At 66.1% G+C, this 18,017-nt stretch carries 20 protein-coding genes and 1 pseudogene; 10 read left to right on the top strand and 11 right to left on the bottom strand.

From position 1 onward, the window contains the following. The first annotated feature begins 64 nt into the window (after nt 1-64). Nucleotides 65-277, top strand: coding sequence for a hypothetical protein (locus LGT36_RS11300; RefSeq protein WP_248642078.1), 213 nt, complete (start codon nt 65-67; stop codon nt 275-277). A gap of 108 nt (nt 278-385) precedes the next feature. On the opposite strand, the gene LGT36_RS11295 is transcribed toward LGT36_RS11300, so the two are convergent. From LGT36_RS11295 to LGT36_RS11285, 3 genes are all read right to left on the bottom strand, one after another. After that, a complete protein-coding gene (locus LGT36_RS11295; RefSeq protein ID WP_226095211.1) occupies nt 386-781 on the bottom strand; it encodes a metal-sensitive transcriptional regulator in 396 nt (131 codons plus the stop codon). A gap of 232 nt (nt 782-1,013) precedes the next feature. Further along, nucleotides 1,014-2,525, bottom strand: coding sequence for an ABC transporter permease (locus tag LGT36_RS11290; protein ID WP_226095212.1), 1,512 nt, complete (start codon nt 2,523-2,525; stop codon nt 1,014-1,016). Continuing rightward, the gene (locus LGT36_RS11285) at nt 2,522-3,208 is read right to left on the bottom strand and encodes an ATP-binding cassette domain-containing protein (RefSeq protein WP_226095213.1); all 687 of its coding nucleotides are present in this window, start codon (nt 3,206-3,208) and stop codon (nt 2,522-2,524) included. Before LGT36_RS11285 ends, LGT36_RS11290 begins: the two co-directional genes overlap by 4 nt. 300 nt (nt 3,209-3,508) lie before the next feature. On the opposite strand from LGT36_RS11285, the gene LGT36_RS11280 reads away from it, so the two are divergent. Beyond that, a complete protein-coding gene (locus tag LGT36_RS11280; protein ID WP_226095214.1) occupies nt 3,509-4,180 on the top strand; it encodes a DUF3105 domain-containing protein in 672 nt (223 codons plus the stop codon). A 14-nt stretch (nt 4,181-4,194) separates the two neighbouring features. Here the strand turns inward: LGT36_RS11280 and LGT36_RS11275 are convergent, their stop codons facing one another. Then, entirely contained in the window at nt 4,195-5,322 is a 1,128-nt protein-coding gene (locus LGT36_RS11275) for a prolipoprotein diacylglyceryl transferase family protein (RefSeq protein ID WP_226095215.1), read from the bottom strand. A 374-nt stretch (nt 5,323-5,696) separates the two neighbouring features. Further along, nucleotides 5,697-5,921 carry a hypothetical protein gene (locus LGT36_RS11270; protein WP_226095216.1) on the bottom strand — a complete coding sequence of 75 codons (225 nt, stop codon included), beginning with the start codon at nt 5,919-5,921 and terminating at the stop codon, nt 5,697-5,699. 203 nt (nt 5,922-6,124) lie between these two features. Between LGT36_RS11270 and LGT36_RS11265 the strand changes: the two genes are divergently transcribed. Beyond that, entirely contained in the window at nt 6,125-7,084 is a 960-nt protein-coding gene (locus tag LGT36_RS11265) for a DUF808 domain-containing protein (RefSeq protein WP_226095217.1), read from the top strand. Between the two features lie 14 nt (nt 7,085-7,098). On the opposite strand, the gene LGT36_RS11260 is transcribed toward LGT36_RS11265, so the two are convergent. After that, a complete protein-coding gene (locus LGT36_RS11260) occupies nt 7,099-7,665 on the bottom strand; it encodes a DNA-3-methyladenine glycosylase I (RefSeq protein WP_248642077.1) in 567 nt (188 codons plus the stop codon). A 196-nt stretch (nt 7,666-7,861) separates the two neighbouring features. Here LGT36_RS11260 and LGT36_RS11255 point away from each other — a divergent pair, with 196 nt between their 5' ends. The 3 genes from LGT36_RS11255 to LGT36_RS11245 all read left to right on the top strand — a co-directional run bounded on the left by LGT36_RS11255 (nt 7,862) and on the right by LGT36_RS11245 (nt 10,521). Further along, on the top strand, nt 7,862-8,746 hold the full coding sequence (locus LGT36_RS11255) for a methylenetetrahydrofolate reductase (protein ID WP_248642076.1): 885 nt from the start codon (nt 7,862-7,864) through the stop codon (nt 8,744-8,746). A 210-nt stretch (nt 8,747-8,956) separates the two neighbouring features. Then, nucleotides 8,957-9,385 carry an OsmC family protein gene (locus LGT36_RS11250; protein ID WP_226264340.1) on the top strand — a complete coding sequence of 143 codons (429 nt, stop codon included), beginning with the start codon at nt 8,957-8,959 and terminating at the stop codon, nt 9,383-9,385. Nucleotides 9,386-9,432: 47 nt separating this feature from the next. Next, a complete protein-coding gene (locus LGT36_RS11245) occupies nt 9,433-10,521 on the top strand; it encodes an IS630 family transposase (RefSeq protein WP_226096691.1) in 1,089 nt (362 codons plus the stop codon). A 199-nt stretch (nt 10,522-10,720) separates the two neighbouring features. Here LGT36_RS11245 and arsA read toward each other — a convergent pair whose 3' ends face one another. After that, the gene (gene arsA, locus LGT36_RS11240) at nt 10,721-12,508 is read right to left on the bottom strand and encodes an arsenical pump-driving ATPase (protein ID WP_226096690.1); all 1,788 of its coding nucleotides are present in this window, start codon (nt 12,506-12,508) and stop codon (nt 10,721-10,723) included. Between the two features lies 1 nt (nt 12,509). Continuing rightward, on the bottom strand, nt 12,510-12,893 hold the full coding sequence (gene arsD, locus LGT36_RS11235; RefSeq protein ID WP_226096689.1) for an arsenite efflux transporter metallochaperone ArsD: 384 nt from the start codon (nt 12,891-12,893) through the stop codon (nt 12,510-12,512). A gap of 85 nt (nt 12,894-12,978) precedes the next feature. Between arsD and LGT36_RS11230 the strand changes: the two genes are divergently transcribed. After that, the gene (locus LGT36_RS11230; RefSeq protein ID WP_226096688.1) at nt 12,979-13,323 is read left to right on the top strand and encodes a helix-turn-helix transcriptional regulator; all 345 of its coding nucleotides are present in this window, start codon (nt 12,979-12,981) and stop codon (nt 13,321-13,323) included. Nucleotides 13,324-13,359: 36 nt separating this feature from the next. Here LGT36_RS11230 and LGT36_RS11225 read toward each other — a convergent pair. Then, nucleotides 13,360-13,464, bottom strand: a pseudogene (locus tag LGT36_RS11225) (IS481 family transposase); the annotation flags it as partial. Nucleotides 13,465-13,717: 253 nt separating this feature from the next. Between LGT36_RS11225 and LGT36_RS11220 the strand changes: the two are divergent. Then, the gene (locus LGT36_RS11220; RefSeq protein ID WP_226096687.1) at nt 13,718-14,656 is read left to right on the top strand and encodes a cytochrome c oxidase assembly protein; all 939 of its coding nucleotides are present in this window, start codon (nt 13,718-13,720) and stop codon (nt 14,654-14,656) included. A gap of 636 nt (nt 14,657-15,292) precedes the next feature. On the opposite strand, the gene LGT36_RS11215 is transcribed toward LGT36_RS11220, so the two are convergent. Next, on the bottom strand, nt 15,293-15,850 hold the full coding sequence (locus LGT36_RS11215) for a vitamin K epoxide reductase family protein (RefSeq protein WP_226096686.1): 558 nt from the start codon (nt 15,848-15,850) through the stop codon (nt 15,293-15,295). Between the two features lie 108 nt (nt 15,851-15,958). Beyond that, nucleotides 15,959-16,795, bottom strand: coding sequence for a thioredoxin domain-containing protein (locus LGT36_RS11210; RefSeq protein ID WP_226096685.1), 837 nt, complete (start codon nt 16,793-16,795; stop codon nt 15,959-15,961). A 459-nt stretch (nt 16,796-17,254) separates the two neighbouring features. On the opposite strand from LGT36_RS11210, the gene LGT36_RS11205 reads away from it, so the two are divergent. Together LGT36_RS11205 and LGT36_RS11200 are read left to right on the top strand one after the other, a co-directional pair. Next, the gene (locus LGT36_RS11205) at nt 17,255-17,710 is read left to right on the top strand and encodes an ArsR/SmtB family transcription factor (protein ID WP_370634290.1); all 456 of its coding nucleotides are present in this window, start codon (nt 17,255-17,257) and stop codon (nt 17,708-17,710) included. Further along, nucleotides 17,707-18,009, top strand: a complete 303-nt coding sequence (locus tag LGT36_RS11200) for a zf-TFIIB domain-containing protein (protein WP_226096684.1) — start codon at nt 17,707-17,709, stop codon at nt 18,007-18,009. Before LGT36_RS11205 ends, LGT36_RS11200 begins: the two co-directional genes overlap by 4 nt. Nucleotides 18,010-18,017: the final 8 nt, after the last annotated feature.

Genomic DNA, 18,017 nt, shown 5'->3' with positions numbered 1-18,017 from the left:
GCGAGCCGCGGCAACGGCCGTCGGGGAGGAGCAAATCCGCGACGGCCGTTGCCACCGGAAGAAGGTGGATCACACCCGACCGCAGACCCCAGAGGGGTCTGCGGTCGGGTCGTTGAGGGGCTGGGCGGGCTTGACGGTGCTGGCTGCGGCCGTGACGGTGGGCGGGCTTGACCGGGAGCAGACCCGACCGGGAGCGGTCGCAAGCCATCTCCCACCGTCGGCCTATGTGAAGAACATCCGTCGTCAGCAGTCTGGCCTTGAGCCATGGGAGGCGTGAGTTCGGCCTACGGCCCGGCGGCCCTCACCCGGCATACGGGGCTGACGGACTACCTGGGACGGTGGCTGCCGCCGCCCCAAACGAGATCGCCTCGTGTCCGCGGCGCGCCTATACCAGGCAGCTCTTGAGACCACCCTGGTCGCGGACGGCGGGCACGCTCCGGTCAGCATCCGCTACGGCGAGTTCGGCGGCGTGCTCTGACACATTGACATCGGCCGGAGCTGGCCGGAGAACGCGCTTGTCGTACTTGAGTGTCTCCATCAGTTCGTCGACGATTTCCTCGCCGCGGCCAGCGCGAATAGCGGTGGCGACGTGCCCCTCAAGGTGATGGCGGAACACCTCGCGGCTGGTGCCCTCAAGCATGCCCTGCACGGCGGCGAGTTGCTTCATGACGTCGGGGCACCAGGCGTCGTCCTCGATCATGCGGATGATCCCGCCGAGGTGACCGCGCGCGGTCTTGAGCCGGTTGATCACCTGGCGCTGGTAGTCGTATATCTCAGTCACGCTACGGAACCCCGTCCTGTCTGGGGCCGCCCCCCGCTCCGGGCGGGACGGCTGGTCGTGAGACTCGTGCGTCGACCGGGTGGGAGCAGGCCAGCAGTGCCCTCTGGGCAGGCGCCGATCACCATCAGCGTGAGCCAAGGTCAAGAGTGTGCAGTTCGCCAGACGAGCGGCCTGGGGGCTGCGGTGTGTGTGGTGACCGGCGAGCGAGTCGGTAGCGCATGGTTCTCCTGTGTTAGGTCCGCCGAGCGGCGACACGGTGGAATGCGCCGACGGCTACGGCAATGATGCCCACGAGCCAGGCGAGGGCGATCAGCAGCCCGGTGGTCTCGTCGAAGGTGGGTGTGAAGGCGCCGTCGACGAGCACGCGAACAGCGCCGTATCCCGGCAGCCAGGACGCCCAGGCCGGTGGGGCGGCATCGAACATGATGTTCTGGGCGAGCCCCAGGTCGATGAAGGGCAGGAGGAACATCAGGTAGAGCCCACCGAGCCGGCCAACCAGAGGGCCGATCACCACACCAATCATGGCGTACGTGACGGCGATCGCGAGGGTGGCCAACGTGAAGGTGAACCAGACTCGGGGCGTGAAACTGACGGCCGTAACCGCCAGCGACACGCCGGTAACGAGCACGGCGGCAAGCGCGATCACGCCGAGCCTGGAGACGAGGACCTCACGGGTCCGAAAGCCAGCGATAACCAGCCGGCGGTCGGCCTCGGCCGAGCCGAGTACGACGAACAGGCCAGCCAGCCCGGCCAGGAACGCCACAGTGATCGACACCATGACCGCGCCGTGGACATCGATCAACGACAGCATCGAGAGTGTTCGCCGTCCGCCCTCAGCAAGTTCGACCGGGGTGGGGTCATCCGGCGTGATCGCGAACGACAAGCTGATGAAGATGAGGGGCACGACGACCAGCAGCACCCACAGGGCGAGGTTGCGACGGTACTCGCGCCACGCGTACCGCAGCCCGGTCGCCAGGCGCGCCCACGATGAGTTGACCCCCCGAGTATTGCTCGTGCGGACTGGCCGGGTCGTGATCAACAGGACGACGAACGCCAACGCCAGGCCGCCGAGCGCCCAGGCCAACGATGCGCCAAGGTCCCCGAGAGGTCCGGCGTGGGTCATAGAAGAGTCGAACATCACCAGGGTGGGGAAATGGGTGGGGAAGAAACGGGTGAGCGCCGAGTCGGACGGGCCCATGCCGGGACCAAGGAAGACATCGAGCATCCAGATGAAAATCAGCAGCAGCGACCCGTTGAACTCCGACCGGACCAGGCCCCCGATCGCGGCACCGATCCCGAGGTAGATGATCGCGAACATCGCGGTCGCCCCGATCGCGCGGGGCAGGTCCGTCACGTCGGTGCGCCACACCAATGCGATGAGGGCGCCAGTGGCGGCCACCACGGCCAACAGCAGCGAGGACGTGAGCCTTGCGGTGACCACGCGTGCGGTGGCCGAGCCCGCCGAGGCCAACCGTCGATCGGCGTCGCGCGATCCCGCCACGTGAAAGAAGCCAGCCACTCCGGCCAGGAAGGCTGCGGCCCAGCCCGCGGTGACGGTCTCGAGTTGCCCAAAGGACGCTTCAGCCCCAAGCAACTGGGAGAAGTCGGCCAGTGCGCCAGCCGACAGGGCGACGAACACGACGGGCACGGTAGCCAGGAGCACCAGGTTGAGCGGTCGGCGGGCGTACTCGATCAGGTTGCGCCAGGCGAGTAGCCCTGTCAACGGAGCGACGCGCGCGGTCATCGCGCTACCGTCCGCCCGTCGATCAGGTCGTAGATGCGGTCGAACCGATCTGCGTCGGTGATGAAGTGACTGATGATGAGCAAACTGCGCCCCGCGTCGCGCCGAGTACGGGTCAGTTGCCAGAAGCGCTGATAGGTGTCCCAGTCGAACCCCGCGTACGGCTCATCGAGAAGCAGGAGGTCTGGATCCGGCAGTAGCGCCAGGCCCAGGTTGAGCTTTGCCCGGGTCCCACCCGACAATTCCTCAACCTGGGCGTTCCTCCACTCGGCAAAGCCGAGGGTTGCGTAGATGTCGTCGCGGGACAGTTGCATGGCTGATTCGTCCATGCCATAGGCACGCCCGAATAGCTCGAAGTGCTCATCGCAGGTCAACCTCTCATACAGAACTGGCTCCTGTGGACAAAACCCGACCAAGCCACTGTGAGTCACGTTGCCAGCATCCCGGTTCAGTGCTCCGACCAGGATCTTCATGAGCGTCGACTTTCCCGAGCCATTCTCGCCCACGAGGCCCACTATCTCGCCCGCCTTGAGGTGCACTTCTGCGCCGCGTAGCACCGGCTTGGCGCGGCGGCGCGGCCACCACCCGCTGCGGTAGGTCTTGACGATGCCGCTCGCCTCGAGGACGGACGACGGCGCACCGGCCGGTGATGCAGGGCCCTTCATACGATCTGACGGGTTGGCCATAGTGATTCCTCCTTCTACACCGCCAGTCTCCCACCCCACCCGGGGTGGGTCGTTGGAACTCGAGTCCCACGTGCGAGGGTCCCAAGCAGCGGCTCACATGCTGGGAACTGTCCGCCTGTGACCACAGTCGTGGGCGGGTGCGCGAAAGGCCCCAGTGGGTCGAGACGCTAAAGGTCCAGCGCGTGGTGCGCCGCAATTCCGGAAAGCCTGCCACTTCACGTAGAATTGATGGTTCCGCGAGCACTACACCTGTCCACGTTCCCTGGTCAGGCCAATGTCCCAAGCGATCCGGAGGATCCCGTGAGTGCGAGTAAGAAAAAGGGTGTTGACAAGAACGAGCAGCGTGCCCAGATTGCTCAGATTCGAGCCGCGCAGGCGCGTGCCGATCGCCGCCACAAGGTTCTGATAAGCCTCATCGTCACTGGGGTCGTGCTGGCGCTGGCGGTGCCCACCGCGATCGTCATTGTCAACGCGCAGCGGGATGCCGAGGCAGTCGAACAAGCCGCGAGCAAACCCATCGAGGGCGAGAAGCTCGTCGACGTACCCTCCGCCACGCACGTGACGCAGGACATCCCGTATGAGACGGCAAGCGCAGCCCCCGAGGGCACACTGCTGCCGCCCACCGGTGGCGACCACGACCCTGTCCTGCAGAACTGTGGATACTACGCCGAGCCGATCCGGAGCGAGAACGCGTTGCACTCCCTCGAACACGGTGCGGTCTGGGTGACTTACCGGCCTGGGCTCGACGATGCGCAGGTCGCCACGTTGCGCGACCTTGCTGAGGCCAACCCGTACATGCTCGTGAGCCCGTTTGAGGATCTCGCTTCTGACGTTGTTGCTACCGCCTGGGGTGTCCAAGTCGAACTGGACTCTGCCAACGACGAGCGCCTCAAGCCGTTCTTGGAACGATACCTCCAGGGCGAACAGACGCCTGAGCCAGGTGCCTCCTGCCAGGGAGGGGTTGGAGCCTGACGACGGAGTTGGCGTCAGGCGAGACTTGACACCAACAGCATGCCGACGAGGGTGGTCAGGGACACGATGAGTGTCACCTGGCGCCCATGGCGGGTGGCGCGGGGGACACCACGCAGCGGGAACAGGAGTTGACGCACCACCACGTATGCCGCGACGCTTCCGACGAACAGGACGCCTGTTGGCGTTATCGATCCCTGCCATGCGATGGCACCGGTTACGAGCGCGAGGGTGGCTGCCGCCGCAGACTCCATCAGTTGCACCGGGATGCGGCGCGTCCCGACGCGCCGGTCAGATGACCACACAGCCCAGCGTGAGCCTGTCGGCACTCCGACGCAGCACCCGCCCATCAGGCATCCCAGTCTGCCAACGGTCTGGCCGAGCAGAAGTGCGGGCACGGTGGCGTCCAGAAGGTGCCAGACGGGAAGCCCCGCGAGAGCGCCGCCGATCACAAAGGTAGCCGTGGCCGCGATCACGAAACCCTGGACGCTCAGCCCGGCGAGCCCTCGGCCCCCAGACGCTTTCCGGTGCGTGACGCGATAGTAGAGTTTGGCGCCGACAGCACCGAGAGCGCTGGCCACGAGGGCAAGCACGAGCACATTGCCGGAGGGCAGTCCGTGCCTCTGGGCCAATACCCGCTGCAGTACCAAGGCGAGCACGACGCCGAGCAAGACCATGGCTGGCCATGCGCCCACAATCACTCCGGGAGCGCGTGCGCTGGCGACGGGTGCGAACGTCGACCGACCGACTCCTTCCGCCGAAGGCAGTCGCACAGCCTCCGACTGGCCACCGCCTTTCGGGACTGCCACCGCCTCGGCTATCACATGCCAACGGCCTGGAGCTTTCCCGACCACCCGGTGGGTCAGGGACGTCCGGCCGCTACCGGGTCGAACGTCGTGAAGCGATGCGGTCGTGACGAAGTTGTCCTCAGGTTTGCGATCACCTGCGACGTCGAGGCGACGGCCAGTCAACCGCAGGACGACCTCGTGCGGTCCCTTCGTCTGTGGTGCATCGAACCAATACGTGACTCCCAACGCGTGGGGCCGAAGCTCGGCAACTGCGTCGATGGGAAAGGTGACGAACTCAAGTGCGCTCTTGGTCCCCGACTCACCCCCGATCTTGGCCAGCACTCGCGTGGGTTTCATCGCGGGCAGGGGCGAGGGACCCGGGCGAAACTGGGCTCCCGCGGCCCTCGGGGGGCGATTGCTGACTCCTGCGAGTCCCGCCGACATGGGGGACATGCGGGTCTGAGCCACGAAACTTGCGCCGCGCATCGTCCCGTCGCCAGGAGTCCCCGTGTGCCGGTCTGGCGACGACGGTGCGGATCCCCTGGGCGTCGCCTGAGGCTTCCGCGCACGAGACGCGGAACGCTTCTTCTTCGTTGGTCGTCGTCCCATGTCTTCCTTCCCAAACCGGCGTCAACCCGGGATGCGCTTCGGTGCCGAACTACGTAGCGAGACCTGGCGCTGTTCCCGTGGGACGATGCGTCCTCTTGCTCGTTCGCCACACTGAAGTTGTGCTAGTGGCACCCGCCCTTGCGCGGGTGTTGGACACGGGTTTCGGTGTCCGTGATTGCCGCGCCAGTCGACTCCGACGCCGACGAGTGCCCGGCGTGCATGGCCACCATGACCCCGATCGCGGCCAGGGTCAGGATCGTTCCGCTTGAAACGCCCGCGACCCACATGACCAACGCAGCGACGGCGATCCCCAGGTACAACTTCGTCGACAGGCTCTTCAGTGACATCTCGACTACCTCCACACCATGGCGCTCATTCGCGCACCGTCTTGATGCGATCAGTGTGCGGACCTCACATGAAGGCGGGACCGCATGGCGGATCAATTTCCGATGTGGAGGTGTTTGAGGTCACGCGCCCGTGGGCCTTGCGGCGGGAGCGCCGGGACACTCCCGGGTAGCCTTGTGTCTCAATCGACGAGCAAGGAGGGCTGATGGCTGGCGGTCTGGTGGCGCTGCTCGATGACATCGCGGCGCTCGCGAAGCTTGCAGCGGCGTCCGTAGACGACATCGGTGTGGCGGCGAGCAGGGCCGGCGTGAAGGCGGCTGGCGTCGTGATCGACGACACTGCGGTGACGCCCCGCTACCTCCACGGCTTCACGTCGGCGCGCGAACTACCCATCGTCCGCAGGATCGCGATCGGTTCTTTGCGCAACAAGTTGGTGTTCATCCTTCCCGCCGCGCTGCTTCTCAGCCAGCTTCTCCCGTGGCTCCTCACGCCCATACTGATGGTGGGTGGCACGTATCTCGCCTTCGAGGGTGCGGAGAAGCTCTACGAACTGGTCACCGGTCACGCCAAGGACAAGCGCGAGGTACCAGCGGCGGTCCAAGGCGTCGACGTGGAGAAGACGATGGTGGCCAGCGCGATTCGCACCGACTTCATCCTCTCCACAGAGATCATGGTGATCGCGCTCAACGAAGTCGCGGACGAGCCACTGGTGTCGAGGGCCATCATTCTTGCGGTGGTGGCTGTCGTCATTACAGCCATCGTGTACGGCGTTGTCGCGCTCATCGTGAAGATGGATGACGTGGGGCTGTATTTGGCGGAGAAGCGGACCGGGGCGTCCGCAGCCTTCGGTCGAGCGCTCGTCCTCGCGATGCCCAAGTTCCTCGCGGTGCTGTCCACGGTGGGGATCATCGCCATGTTGTGGGTCGGAGGGCACATCCTGCTCGTCGGACTGGACGAGTTGGGTTGGGTAGCGCCCTACGAACTCGTCCACAGCGCCGAGGAGGCCGTGCATGACATCGCCGGCATCGGCGGCTTCTTGGGATGGCTCGCGAACACGCTTGCCTCCGCGATGGTGGGCGCGCTCGTCGGCTCGGTTGTCGTCACGGTGTTTCACGGGGTGCAGCGCCTGCGCGGGAATCCCGCCGACGCCGTGGACGCCCACTGACCCGCACGGAGGGCCTAGCGCGTCGCGACGCATCCCTCGATGTGGTCGTCCACCAGGCCGCACGCCTGCATCGCGGCGTACATGGTGGTGGGCCCCACGAACACGAAGCCAGCCTTCTTGAGTTCCTTGGTGAGCGCCACCGACTCCGGGGTCGAAGCGGGCACGCCCTCCCAGTCTGTGGGACGAGCGGCCCGCGGCTCGGGGGCGTGCGACCAGAACAGTTGGTCGAGCGACCCTCCCGCCTCCTGCAGCGCGACCACGGCGCGCGCGTTGATAATCGCGGCGTTGACCTTGAGTCGATTGCGCACGATGCCCGCGTCGGCGAGCAGTCGCTCCACGTCGTCGTCCCCGAACTCGGCGACGGCGGTTGGCTCGAAGCCGGCGAAGGCCGCCCGGAAGTTGTCCCGCTTGCGCAGGATCGTGAGCCACGACAGCCCGGACTGCATGCCTTCCAGCACGATGCGTTCGTACAGGGCCGTGTCGCCGTGGACTGGCACACCCCATTCACAGTCGTGATACGCCTCATACAGCGGGTCTCCGTTGCCAAAGCAGCGAGTGAGGTCGTTCGGTTCCGTGATCATGGCTCCAGTGTGGCGTGAGGGGCCGACGGGAGGCCCGGTGAGCTCCGGGGGCGGGGAGAGGCCACGCCTGGCCCGCCTGGGCACGACAGCCGTCTGCGGCACCCCTCCCTGCGGTGCGTCACGCACCCATAGGTGGCCTGCGCGCGGGCCTGGCGGTGCGTCACGCACCCGCGCGCCCGCGTAGTCTTGCCACGCCATGACGATCCGCGACCTCCTCGCCACCGAGCACACGACCCTGTCGTACGAGCTCTTCCCGCCGCGTACCCCCGCGGCCGAGGAATCGCTGAAGGACACCATGGAAGTGCTTGCCAGCACCCGGCCCGACTTCGTCTCGATCACATACGGCGCGTCGGGGTCGACTCGCTCGACCAGCCGCGGCGTGGTGCAGCGCCTGGCCGAAGCGCACACCATCCCGCCGCTGGCCCACCTCACGTGCGTCGACCAGAGCCGCGCGGACCTCGTCGCGGTGATCGAGGAGTACCTGGGCGAGGGCGTGAGCGACTTCTTGGCGCTGCGCGGCGACCCGGCCAAGGGTCAGACGAACTGGAGCCCCCATCCGGACGGGCTGCAGTACGCGTCCGAATTGGTTGCGCTGCTGCGAGAAGTCGCCGCGGCACACGGCCTGGACATCAGCATTGGCGTGACAGCGTTCCCCGCCCAGCACGCCTTCGAGCAATGGCGCCAGCAGGGACTCGACGTGCTGCGCGCCAAGCAAGACGCGGGCGCAGACTTCGCGATCACCCAGGTGTTCTACGAGGTGCCCCACTACGAGGCGCTCGTCCGCGACGCGGCCGCCGAGGGCATCGGCCTGCCGATCGTCCCCGAGGTGATGCCGCTCGTCTCCGCTCGCCGCGCCTATCGCGCCGCCGAGCTCACGGGCGTGCCCACGCCTGGCGAGCTACTCGGTGCGCTCGAGGCCGCGGAGGACGACGCAACCGCGCTCGCGGCTGGCGTGGACCACGCGGCTCGCCTGTCGCGCGACCTGATCGACGCAGGCGCACCTGGAATCCACATCATCACGTTCAACAGGCCCGAGGCCGCGTGCGCGCTCGTGGACGCTCTCGGACTGCGCCAGTCTTAGGGACGCCGTCACGCGGTCGTGCCGCCAAGCGCGCCGCCGCCAAGCGCGCCGCCGCCAAGCGCGCCGCCGCCCACCCCATCGTGCCAAAGTCACGGCCGTGGGACGCTACTACTCGTGAGCCCCGCACGGTGCTCAAACGAGTTCGGCTCACGCTGTAACTTCGGCGCAGGTGGTGCCGGGTGCGGCAGCCCACGTGCCACCATGGATCCCATGACACGCGACATCACCCCCCGCTCCGTAACGCTCACCCGCGATTCAGTGGGCGTCTACACCGTCACGAACGCAGCCGGCGCCTCGCTCCAATTCGGGCGCGGCCAGGGGCTACTGAGCCCCGTCGAGTTGCTGCTCGCCTCGGTAGCTGGCTGCTCGAGCCTTGACGTCGACATGATGACCACGCGGCGAGCCGAGCCGAGCAAGTTCGAGGTCACTTCTCAGGCCGACTACGTCCACGACGATGTCGAGGGCAACGTGCTCGAGAACGTGCGCGTGCTGTTCGACTTGGTGTTCCCGGAGGGCACCGACGGCGACAAGGCGCGCGCCCGCGTGGCGTCGGCGCTCAGGATCTCGCACGACAAGGAGTGCACCGTGTCGCGCACCATCGAGGCGCCCACGTCGGTCGCGCTGGTCGAGAAGAACTAGTGGTGTGTCTCCAAAATAAGTAGGGGTTTGGTTGATATTCTTGCTTGATGAGGAATCCGGCTCCTGCTTTGGTGATGTCTGATGGTCAACGTGCCGCGCTTGCGGTGCTGTCGAAGTCGCAGACGGCGGCGCATCGTGAGGTGCAGCGGGCGCGTGTTCTGTTGTTGGCCGCCGATGGGGTCGCCAATGCTGGGATCGCTGCCGCAGTGTCGGTGACGCCGACGACGGTACGGGCTTGGCGTGCCCGGTTCGAGGCGGAGGGTCTGGCGAAGCTGGGAAGAGTGCGTGCCGGTCGGGGCCGGAAGCCGGTGATTCCGCAGTCGAAGATCGATGAGATCGTTGATTTGACGCGGAATTCCAAGCCTGCGGGGCAGACCCATTGGTCGGTTCGGACGATGGCCAAAGCGTCGGGGGTATCGCCGGCCCAGGTACAGCGGATCTGGGCGGCCCGCGGGTTGAAGCCGCATCGGGTCGACGCGTTCAAGCTCTCGAACGACCCCCACTTTGAAGAGAAACTCGTCGATGTCGTCGGCCTGTATCTGAACCCGCCGGAGCAGGCGATCGTGTTGTGCATGGACGAGAAATCGTCAATCCAAGCGTTGGACCGCACGCAGCCTTCGTTGCCGATGAAGAAGGGCCGCGGGGCAACGATGACCCACGACTACAAGCGCAACGGCACCACGACCCTGTTCGCCGCCCTGGACGTCGCCACGGGCACGGTGATCGAGTCCTGCCTGCCCAAGCACCGGCACACCGAGTTCCTGAAGTTCCTCAAAACGATCGAGAACAACGTCCCAGCCGGGTTGGAAATCCACCTGATTCTGGACAACTACGCCACCCACAAGCATGCCAACGTGAGGGCCTGGTTAGCCAAACATCCCCGGTTTCATCTGCATTTCACGCCCACATCGTCATCCTGGCTGAACCTCGTCGAGCGCTGGTTCCGTGAACTGACCGACAAGGCGCTCAGGCGCGGTGTCTTCCACTCCGTGCCCGATCTCATCGCCGCGATCGAGGAATACCTCGCCGCACACAACGACGAACCCAAGCCTCTGGTCTGGACCGCGACCGCTGACAGCATCCTCGAGAAAGTCGCCCGCGGACGCGTCACGCTCCAAACAGTCAACCAAAACTGAGACACACCACTAGGAGGAGCCGGACCGCATCTGAGCGGCGGCCCGCCGTTGGCCCGCCTCGGCCGCACCGCTCGCTCTGTGGTTTCGGTGGTCGCTAGGAGCCGATCACCTTCGCGTGGACCATGAGATCGTGCGTAAGTCGGGCGACGTCGGCGGCCTCGATGCCCAAGGCGGCGACTGGGACGGTCGAGTCCGGGCGTTACCCGACAAGTCGGCGTAGCGCGTCGGCGCCGGCCGGGACGTCGGGGAGCCACGGCACGACGGCTGGGCGGCGGGGGCTGGCGTCGGCGATCTCGGCGAGCCAGCGTCCCTCGTCGGCCGAGCGAGCGCGAAGCACCGGGTCAGTGGTCGCGGTCGCGGCGAGCGAGGCGTTCGCGACCCACGTCCACGGGTGCAGGTCCGCGCGCGCGAGGTCGGCCTGGAGCGAGAGAGCCTCGTGCACCGGGGTGGCCTCTGGCAGGGCGACGAGGATAATGCGGGTGCGGTGCGGGTCGGCGAGGGATTCGAAAAGGGAGGAAGCCGCGTCGTCGGTGTGGTCGCCGCTGGTTGCCGCCCGGCGAGCGAAGCTCTGCGAGGATTTGAGCAGGAGCAGGGTGTGTCCTGTGGGCGCCGTGTCGATCACGACGAACCGGCCTGACGCCTCGGCCACGGTGCGCGCGAAGGCGTGGAAGACGGCGACCTCCTCTGTGCACGGCGAGCGCAGGTCCTCCGCGAGGAGGTCGTGGGCGTCGTCGTCCATCCCTGATCCGGCCGTGGCCAACACGTGCTCAGTCCAAGCGGCGGTCTCTACGGCGGGGTCGATGCGAGTGATGAGTAAGTTCGCCGGCGGGTCCGGCAGTACGTCGTGCACGTGCGCGGCCGGATCCGTGGTGCTGAGCGTGACTGGCAGACCGCGATCTGCCAGCGCGAGAGCGAGAGCGGCTGCGATCGTGGTTTTCCCGACGCCGCCCTTGCCCATGGTCATGACGATGCAGGGCTCGCCCTGGGCGAGTTCAGCAACGAGGTCGCGGAGTGCATCCAGGTCTGGCGCGGCGACTGCCGGGGAGGAGTGGGTAGCCGAGGCGCCGGTGAGGGCTGCGCGCAGGGCGTCGATCCCCATGGGTGCCCGCGCGAGGAGCGGGACCGTGTCGACGGATGCCGCTTGCGCCAGCTCGGTGGGAAGGGCGTTGACGGCAACTGCCTCGCGCTCGTGTCGTGCGTGGGCGACCGGGTCGCCGTCGGCCGGGTTGGTCAGGACCCCGTTGAGGATGAGGCGCTGGCTGGTCATGCCCAGCTGGGCAAGCTCGCGGGAGGCCCTAGCTGCCTCGTCCAGTGAGGAGCGTTCGGCGCGCGCGACCAGAACGACGGTGGTGCGGTCGGCGTCCCGCAAGGCCGCCAGGCTGGCGGCGTACGCCTCTTGGGCGTGGCCCAGCGCGGAGACGGGGCCGACGCAGGTGATCCCCGCGGTGTTCGTTTCCAGGAAGCCGGTCCACGCCGCGGGTAGGGCGAGCAGACGCAACGTGTGACCCGTGGGAGCGGTGTCGAAGATCACGTGGTCGTACGTGCGGGAGATGTCTTCGCTGGTGAGCAGAGTGACGAACTCGTTGAATGCGGCGACCTCCACGGTGCAGGAGCCGGAGAGTTCCTCCTCGATTGAGGCGACCGCATCTGCGGGGAGCAGGCCGCGGTAGGGCCCGACGACGCGCTCCCGGTATTGAGCGGCCGCTGCCGATGGGTCGACGTCGACCACGTCGAGGCCGGGTACCCCCGGTACCGGGACGGGCGTGGAGGAGGTGGGTTCGGGCATCGCAAACACCTCCGCCAGGTTGCTCGCCGGGTCCGTGGAGACGATCAGCACGCGGCGGCCAGCGTCGGCGAGGGCAACGGCGCTCGCTGCCGCGCACGAGGTCTTGCCGACCCCGCCCTTGCCGGTGAAGAACAGGTACGACGTCGGCGCGGCGAGTACCCCGGGTAGCAGCCGGACGTCGCTCAGGGCCGGGGATGCCATGTCAGCAGCAACCCGACCCGCCCCAGCAGGCCTCGGCGGGCGCCTGGGCCGCGACAACTTCGCTGAGCGGTAGGGCGGTGCGCTCGAAGCCAGTCCACGTCGCGAGGTCCTGACGCGTGGGGTACGCCCCCTTGGCTTTTACCGTTCCGTCGACCAGAACCATCGGCAGCGCCGACGTTCCGTCTGCCTCAAGCGCCTGTCGCACGGCGTCGTTGGCGACGAACTTTGTCGGCTCTTGGGCGAGAGTGGCCCGGTCGACCTCGACGCCGCGGCCGGACAGCCACGCCACGTCGGCGGCGAAGCGGGACAGTGCGGGGTCAACATCGGTACCGCACACACCCGTCGAGCAACACATTGCGGGATCGAAGATCTCTACGTGGGCCATGGGGTCCTCCTTATGTTGTCGGGTAATCCGATGCATCATGCCTTACTGACATCACACCACAATGATGAGTAGTAGCGTATAGGACATGAGTCCGGTGATTAGTCCCTTGCCGCGGGTTCCCTTCCCCGCGGTCGTGACGACCCAGTTCGGCCTGTTGGCTGACCCGCTGCGCCTCAAGATCGTGGAGGCGCTCATCAGCGAGCAGCTGTGCACGTGCCACCTGGTCGACATCACGGGCGCGCGACAGACCACCATCAGCAACCACCTGCGGCTGTTGCGGGAGGCTGGCATCGTGCTCAGTGAGGCTGAGGGCCGTTACACCTGGTACCGACTCGCTCCTGAGGCATTCGCCGCGGCGCTGAGCGCCCTTGGCAGCATCGTCGCCGACGGGCCTGAGGCACCGCGCCTGCGTCCCGCCTGCGCGACCTGAAGGGAGTCGGCGCCGCGACCGGCGACAATCGCCTGCGGCGACTCCGGCATCGGTAGCGACGTGAGCGATGGGACGGTGGCGGCACCGCTCGATCAGACGGTGACGCCCTTCTGGGGTCAGCGGCGCATTAGCGTGGTTCATGAGGGATAGGTCCTTCCAGCAGGCGGATGTAGTGGTACTTCCATCCTGCCCTCGGGGCCTATCCCTCCCTCACGGCCCCGCCGTCACCAACCTCATGAGACGCAACAACCCGCCCACCGGAACAGCGGGGGAAACTCCCGCTAGCGGCGTGGGAGGTCACTTCGTGTGGTGCGCAACGCCAGCAGAGCGGCACCTGCATAATGTAACGGTGGTGATAGTAGCGCTGACTGAGGCATCGGACGTCAGTGGACCCGTGTGGATTCCGACATTGCCGCCGTCGCTCGAGACCTATCTGGCCCCCACACTCCAGCCCGTCCCCGTGTTGCCGGTACTGGCAGGGGCGCTGCTTCTCCTCTACCTCACCGGCGCATTGCGGCTATGGCGCTCCGGGCGCCATTGGCCCATCCTCCCCACGGTGTCTTTTGTCGCGGGATGCGTGGTCCTCGCGGTCGTCACCGGGGCCGGAATCGAGGGCTACGGGTTCCGCATGTTTTCGATCTTCATGTTTCAGCAACTCACACTCATGATGGCCGTTCCACCCCTACTCGTGCTGGGACGCCCCGGCACCCTTGTCCTGCGCGCCGTCCCGCACAATCGGCTCGGTCGCGCTGTGATGGTGACCGCTCGGTGGGGCCTCCGGTCGCGCCTGGCCCGGATCGCAATTCATCCGGCGTTCATGATCCCGCTGTTTTTGCTCGCCTTCTACGGCCTGTACTTCTCCGATCTCGCGGACACCCTGTTGCGCACGTGGGCCGGGCACACGGCGCTCGAGGTGGGATTCCTCGTGGCGGGCATTCTGTTCACCGTGCCCATCTTGTCCCAGGACCCGCTTCCGATCCGGCAGACTCATCACGGAAGGGCACTGGACCTCGTCGCCGAACTGCCCCTGCACGCCTTCTTCGGCGTCATCGTGATGATGACCGCGACCCCGCTCGTGCCGCTTTTCTCCTCGTCTCCCGTGAGCTGGCAGGTCGACCCTGAGTACGACCAGTGGCTCGCAGGCGCCCTTGCCTGGTCGTACGGCGAAGCCCCGGGACTGCTGATGATTCTGATCGTCGTGGTGCGGTGGAAACGATTCGACACGAAAAGTGCCATCACACGTGACAAGGACGTCGACCGTCACGGGGATCCCGAACTCGAGGAGTACAACGCCTACCTGGCCCGGTTGCGCGGTGGTGGACCAGCGGAATGAGCCGTCCGAGGTCTTACCCGCAGTCCTGGTGTCACCAGCGCTGGCGTGTCAGGCAGGGGTGGCGTGTCAGGCAGGGGTGGAGATCGACAGGAGAGCGAACACTGCGAACCCTCCAGTGAGAAACAGCGGATCCATCCGACGGTCGGGCCTGCAGATCGCCGACGCGGTCGGTTCCGCTACACGGGATAATACCTAGGTGGATTCTGCTGGTCGTCGCAACACCTCAATCTGGAGGTGTTTTGTGGTTCGTCGTCAGCAAGCAGCGGATCGGGCGGTGCGGCCGCCGATGAGGTCTCCTGGAACGGTCTCGACGCACCGCGAAGTTGCGCGCTGCCGCCGGGGCCAGCTCCGTTCTTCCGTTCTTCCGTCTGTTTGCGGCGCTGCACTTGTTGCATCGTTTCTGCCGACCATTCGCGTCATGTAGCGATGCGAGCACACTCCGTGACGCCGGCCACAAAGCGGAAGTACGGGATGGCTGACCACAGGTGGCTCCGCTCTGAATCGACGAACAGGAGCGCGTAGGGGGCGAACCTCACTCATGCATTTGCGCATCGAACTGGCACTGCATATCCACACCGCAAGCTGCGTTCCCCGCGCGCACCGGCACACGGCGGTCGCCCGCGCGCTCCGCTGCGATCAGCCGAGCAGTCCGGGGCCGTACTTCAGCCCGACCGCCGTGCCCAAGAAGAGGAGCCAAAGCCACACGATCGCAACATCCACCTCGTGCGCGACAGCCCAGAGCGTCGCCCTTTGCAGCCTGCGGGGCAGGTAGAGGTTGTCGTCGCGAATGTTCACGTGGGTCAGCGTCGTGAATACTAGCGTTGTGGAAACGGTTACTAGCAAGCACCACGGACATAGGGCGCCGATGACAAACATTGACTGGGCGAAGAGCCAATAGGCGAAGATCAACCCGATGGTGTAGACCGCTTGCGCAGCGGCCATAAACCAGCGTGGAAACCGCACCCCGCCGAGCGAGGCGACAGCGAGCGTGATTACCACGGGTTCGGCGATTAGCCCTAGGAAGGCGTTCGGGAACCCAAACAGTGCAGCCTGCCAGGACTCAGCGACCGCGCTACAAGAGAGGACTGCGCTCACGTCGCACGTGAGCACGAGTTCCGGATTCTCTGCAAGCCGGATGGCGTCCACTGAAAGCACAAAGGATGCCAGCAGGCTGATGCAGGCGGACAGCAGCATCGTGGTGAATATGAAGCGGTTGTCGTGCCGAACGCGGAAAAGGCGAACAGTTAGTCCGCCTGGCGCAGGGGCGGGCATGCCCGCGTCTCTCATAGCGGTCGCCCCCATCTAGCTGCGAGCCGCTTCAATGGCGGCTTCAATGGCACCGTCAATGCTCCAATCGAACTCGGTCTTCTCGCCATTGATGAGTATGGTCGGTGTGCCGAACTGTGGCGCGAAATCGCGGGTTGCCTGTTCCGTGGCGGCGGCAACCCAACCAGCGAACGAGTCGTCCCCCGTCATATGTTGACCCTCGACAATTGCGGAGGCGACTTCTGCGGGCACTCCAGCCTGCGTTGCCAGGCTCGCGAGCTGCTCGTCCGTCAGGCCTGACGTGCCCTCCTCTGGCTGGTTCGCGTACAGAAGGTTGTTGAAGTCGACAAACGCCTCAGGCATGCGGTCGGCAACCAGCGCGGCAGCAGCAGCAGCTCGCGTGGAGTACCGCGTCCCTTGCGAGGTCCGGTCCAGGATGGACACCGGTCGGTACTCGATGACAATCTCTCCTCTTTCGCGCAGTTTCGCGAGCACAGGACCGTTGATGGCCTCGAAGGCGCCACAGACCGGACACATGTAGTCGAAGTAGACCGCTACTACGACAGTCTCCGCAGAAGTCACGGCGCCTCCGGCGGTGCCGTCTACACCCACTTGGATTCCCCCCGCGTCGTTGGCGGTGGAAGGCGCATGGACGGAGCCTAGGGGGTCCTCAACCGAGGTCAAGTCTGGGGCAGGTGCCGGTCGGTTGCTGACGATGAACGCAACGACCAGTCCGAGAACCAGAACGCCGATGGCCGCGAGTGCGATTGCGACTACGCGCTGGCGGCGAGCCGCGTTTGCCTCGCCCGCATTCAGTAGGGCAGCCATGGCGCGAGCTTCGCCCTTGCGGGCGGGCTTCGTGGTCTTGGACATGTGGCTTCCTTCAGCTAGGTGCGCGCTGGTGCGCTCAATCGGCACCGCCACTAAACTAGACGGGAACGCAGGGAGCCGCTGCCCGCATCAGAACTGGAAAGCCGCGCAGCAGCGGCAGCGGGTGGCCCCTGCTCGCGTGGCGGTCGTTCACGCGACGTTTGCTGGCTACCGGCTGTTGGAGCAACAGCGATCGCGAATGCGATCGTCGCGCTGGCCCAGCAACATCGACGCATTCCTCCGCGCTTGTTGCGGCCTTTCAACAAGCCGCATAATCCCGTGTCCACCAACCGGGGTCGAGGCAACTCCCAAACGTCGAGTGTTGCTCCGACGCTATGGCACCACCGGCCATGGGTCGACGCTTCCTTCACTGGCCCTGACCTGATCACGTTCTGTCGGCTCGACCCAGCGCGGTGCACTGCACCCTCAACAGCATATGCAACCAGGTGCTAATATGTTTGTATGATGATACCGGAGAGTGCTTCGGTCACCCCCGACGGTGTGTCCAGGCACCGGTCGGCCGACGAAGGCGACAGTGTTGATGTCCTCAGGCGTTCGTTGCCGCCTGCGGCCGACGTGGAGCGCTTGGCCGATGTGTTCCGTCTGATGGCCGATCCCGGCCGCGTCCGCATCCTGGCCGCCTTGCTTGAAGGAGGTGAGGTCTGCGTGCACGATCTGGCGTCGGTGAGCGGGTTGAGCGAGTCCTCCGTGAGCCAGGCGCTTCGCCTGATGCGAGCACACCGGGTCGTCGCCACTCGCCGCTCGGGTCGCCACGTGTTCTACAGGCTGAATGACAGCCACGTCAGAATGCTGTTGGACCTGGCGATCACCCACATCGGCCACGCCCCCGTCGTCGGTTTGCCGCCACGACCGAATCCGAATTTCCCGTCCACCCCGTCAACCAAGGAGTCCTTATGAACGCCTCACCCACGGCCCTGATCTGCCCCAAATGCGGAGCGGAAATGCGCAGTTATGAACGCAACCGCGTCATCGTCGACCAATGTGTTGGATGCCGGGGAATCTTCCTCGACAGCGGCGAACTCGAGTCGCTGATCGACGCCGAAAATGCCTACTACGCCGCCTCGCCAGCACCTGGACCACGAGCCGCCGAGCCCCAGGGCCAAGGCTACGACCGGCGGGACAGCCACTCCGGGAGTAGTCACGGCTCGGGACGCGGCCGCAAGCGCGGCGGCTTCTTCGGCGAACTCTTTGATTAGGCCCCAGC

The organism is Demequina sp. TMPB413 (genome assembly GCF_020447105.2).
Classification (GTDB): Bacteria; Actinomycetota; Actinomycetes; order Actinomycetales; family Demequinaceae; genus Demequina.
Note: the sequence above shows the minus strand (reverse complement) of the source record. Positions and strands in the feature narration are given on the sequence as shown.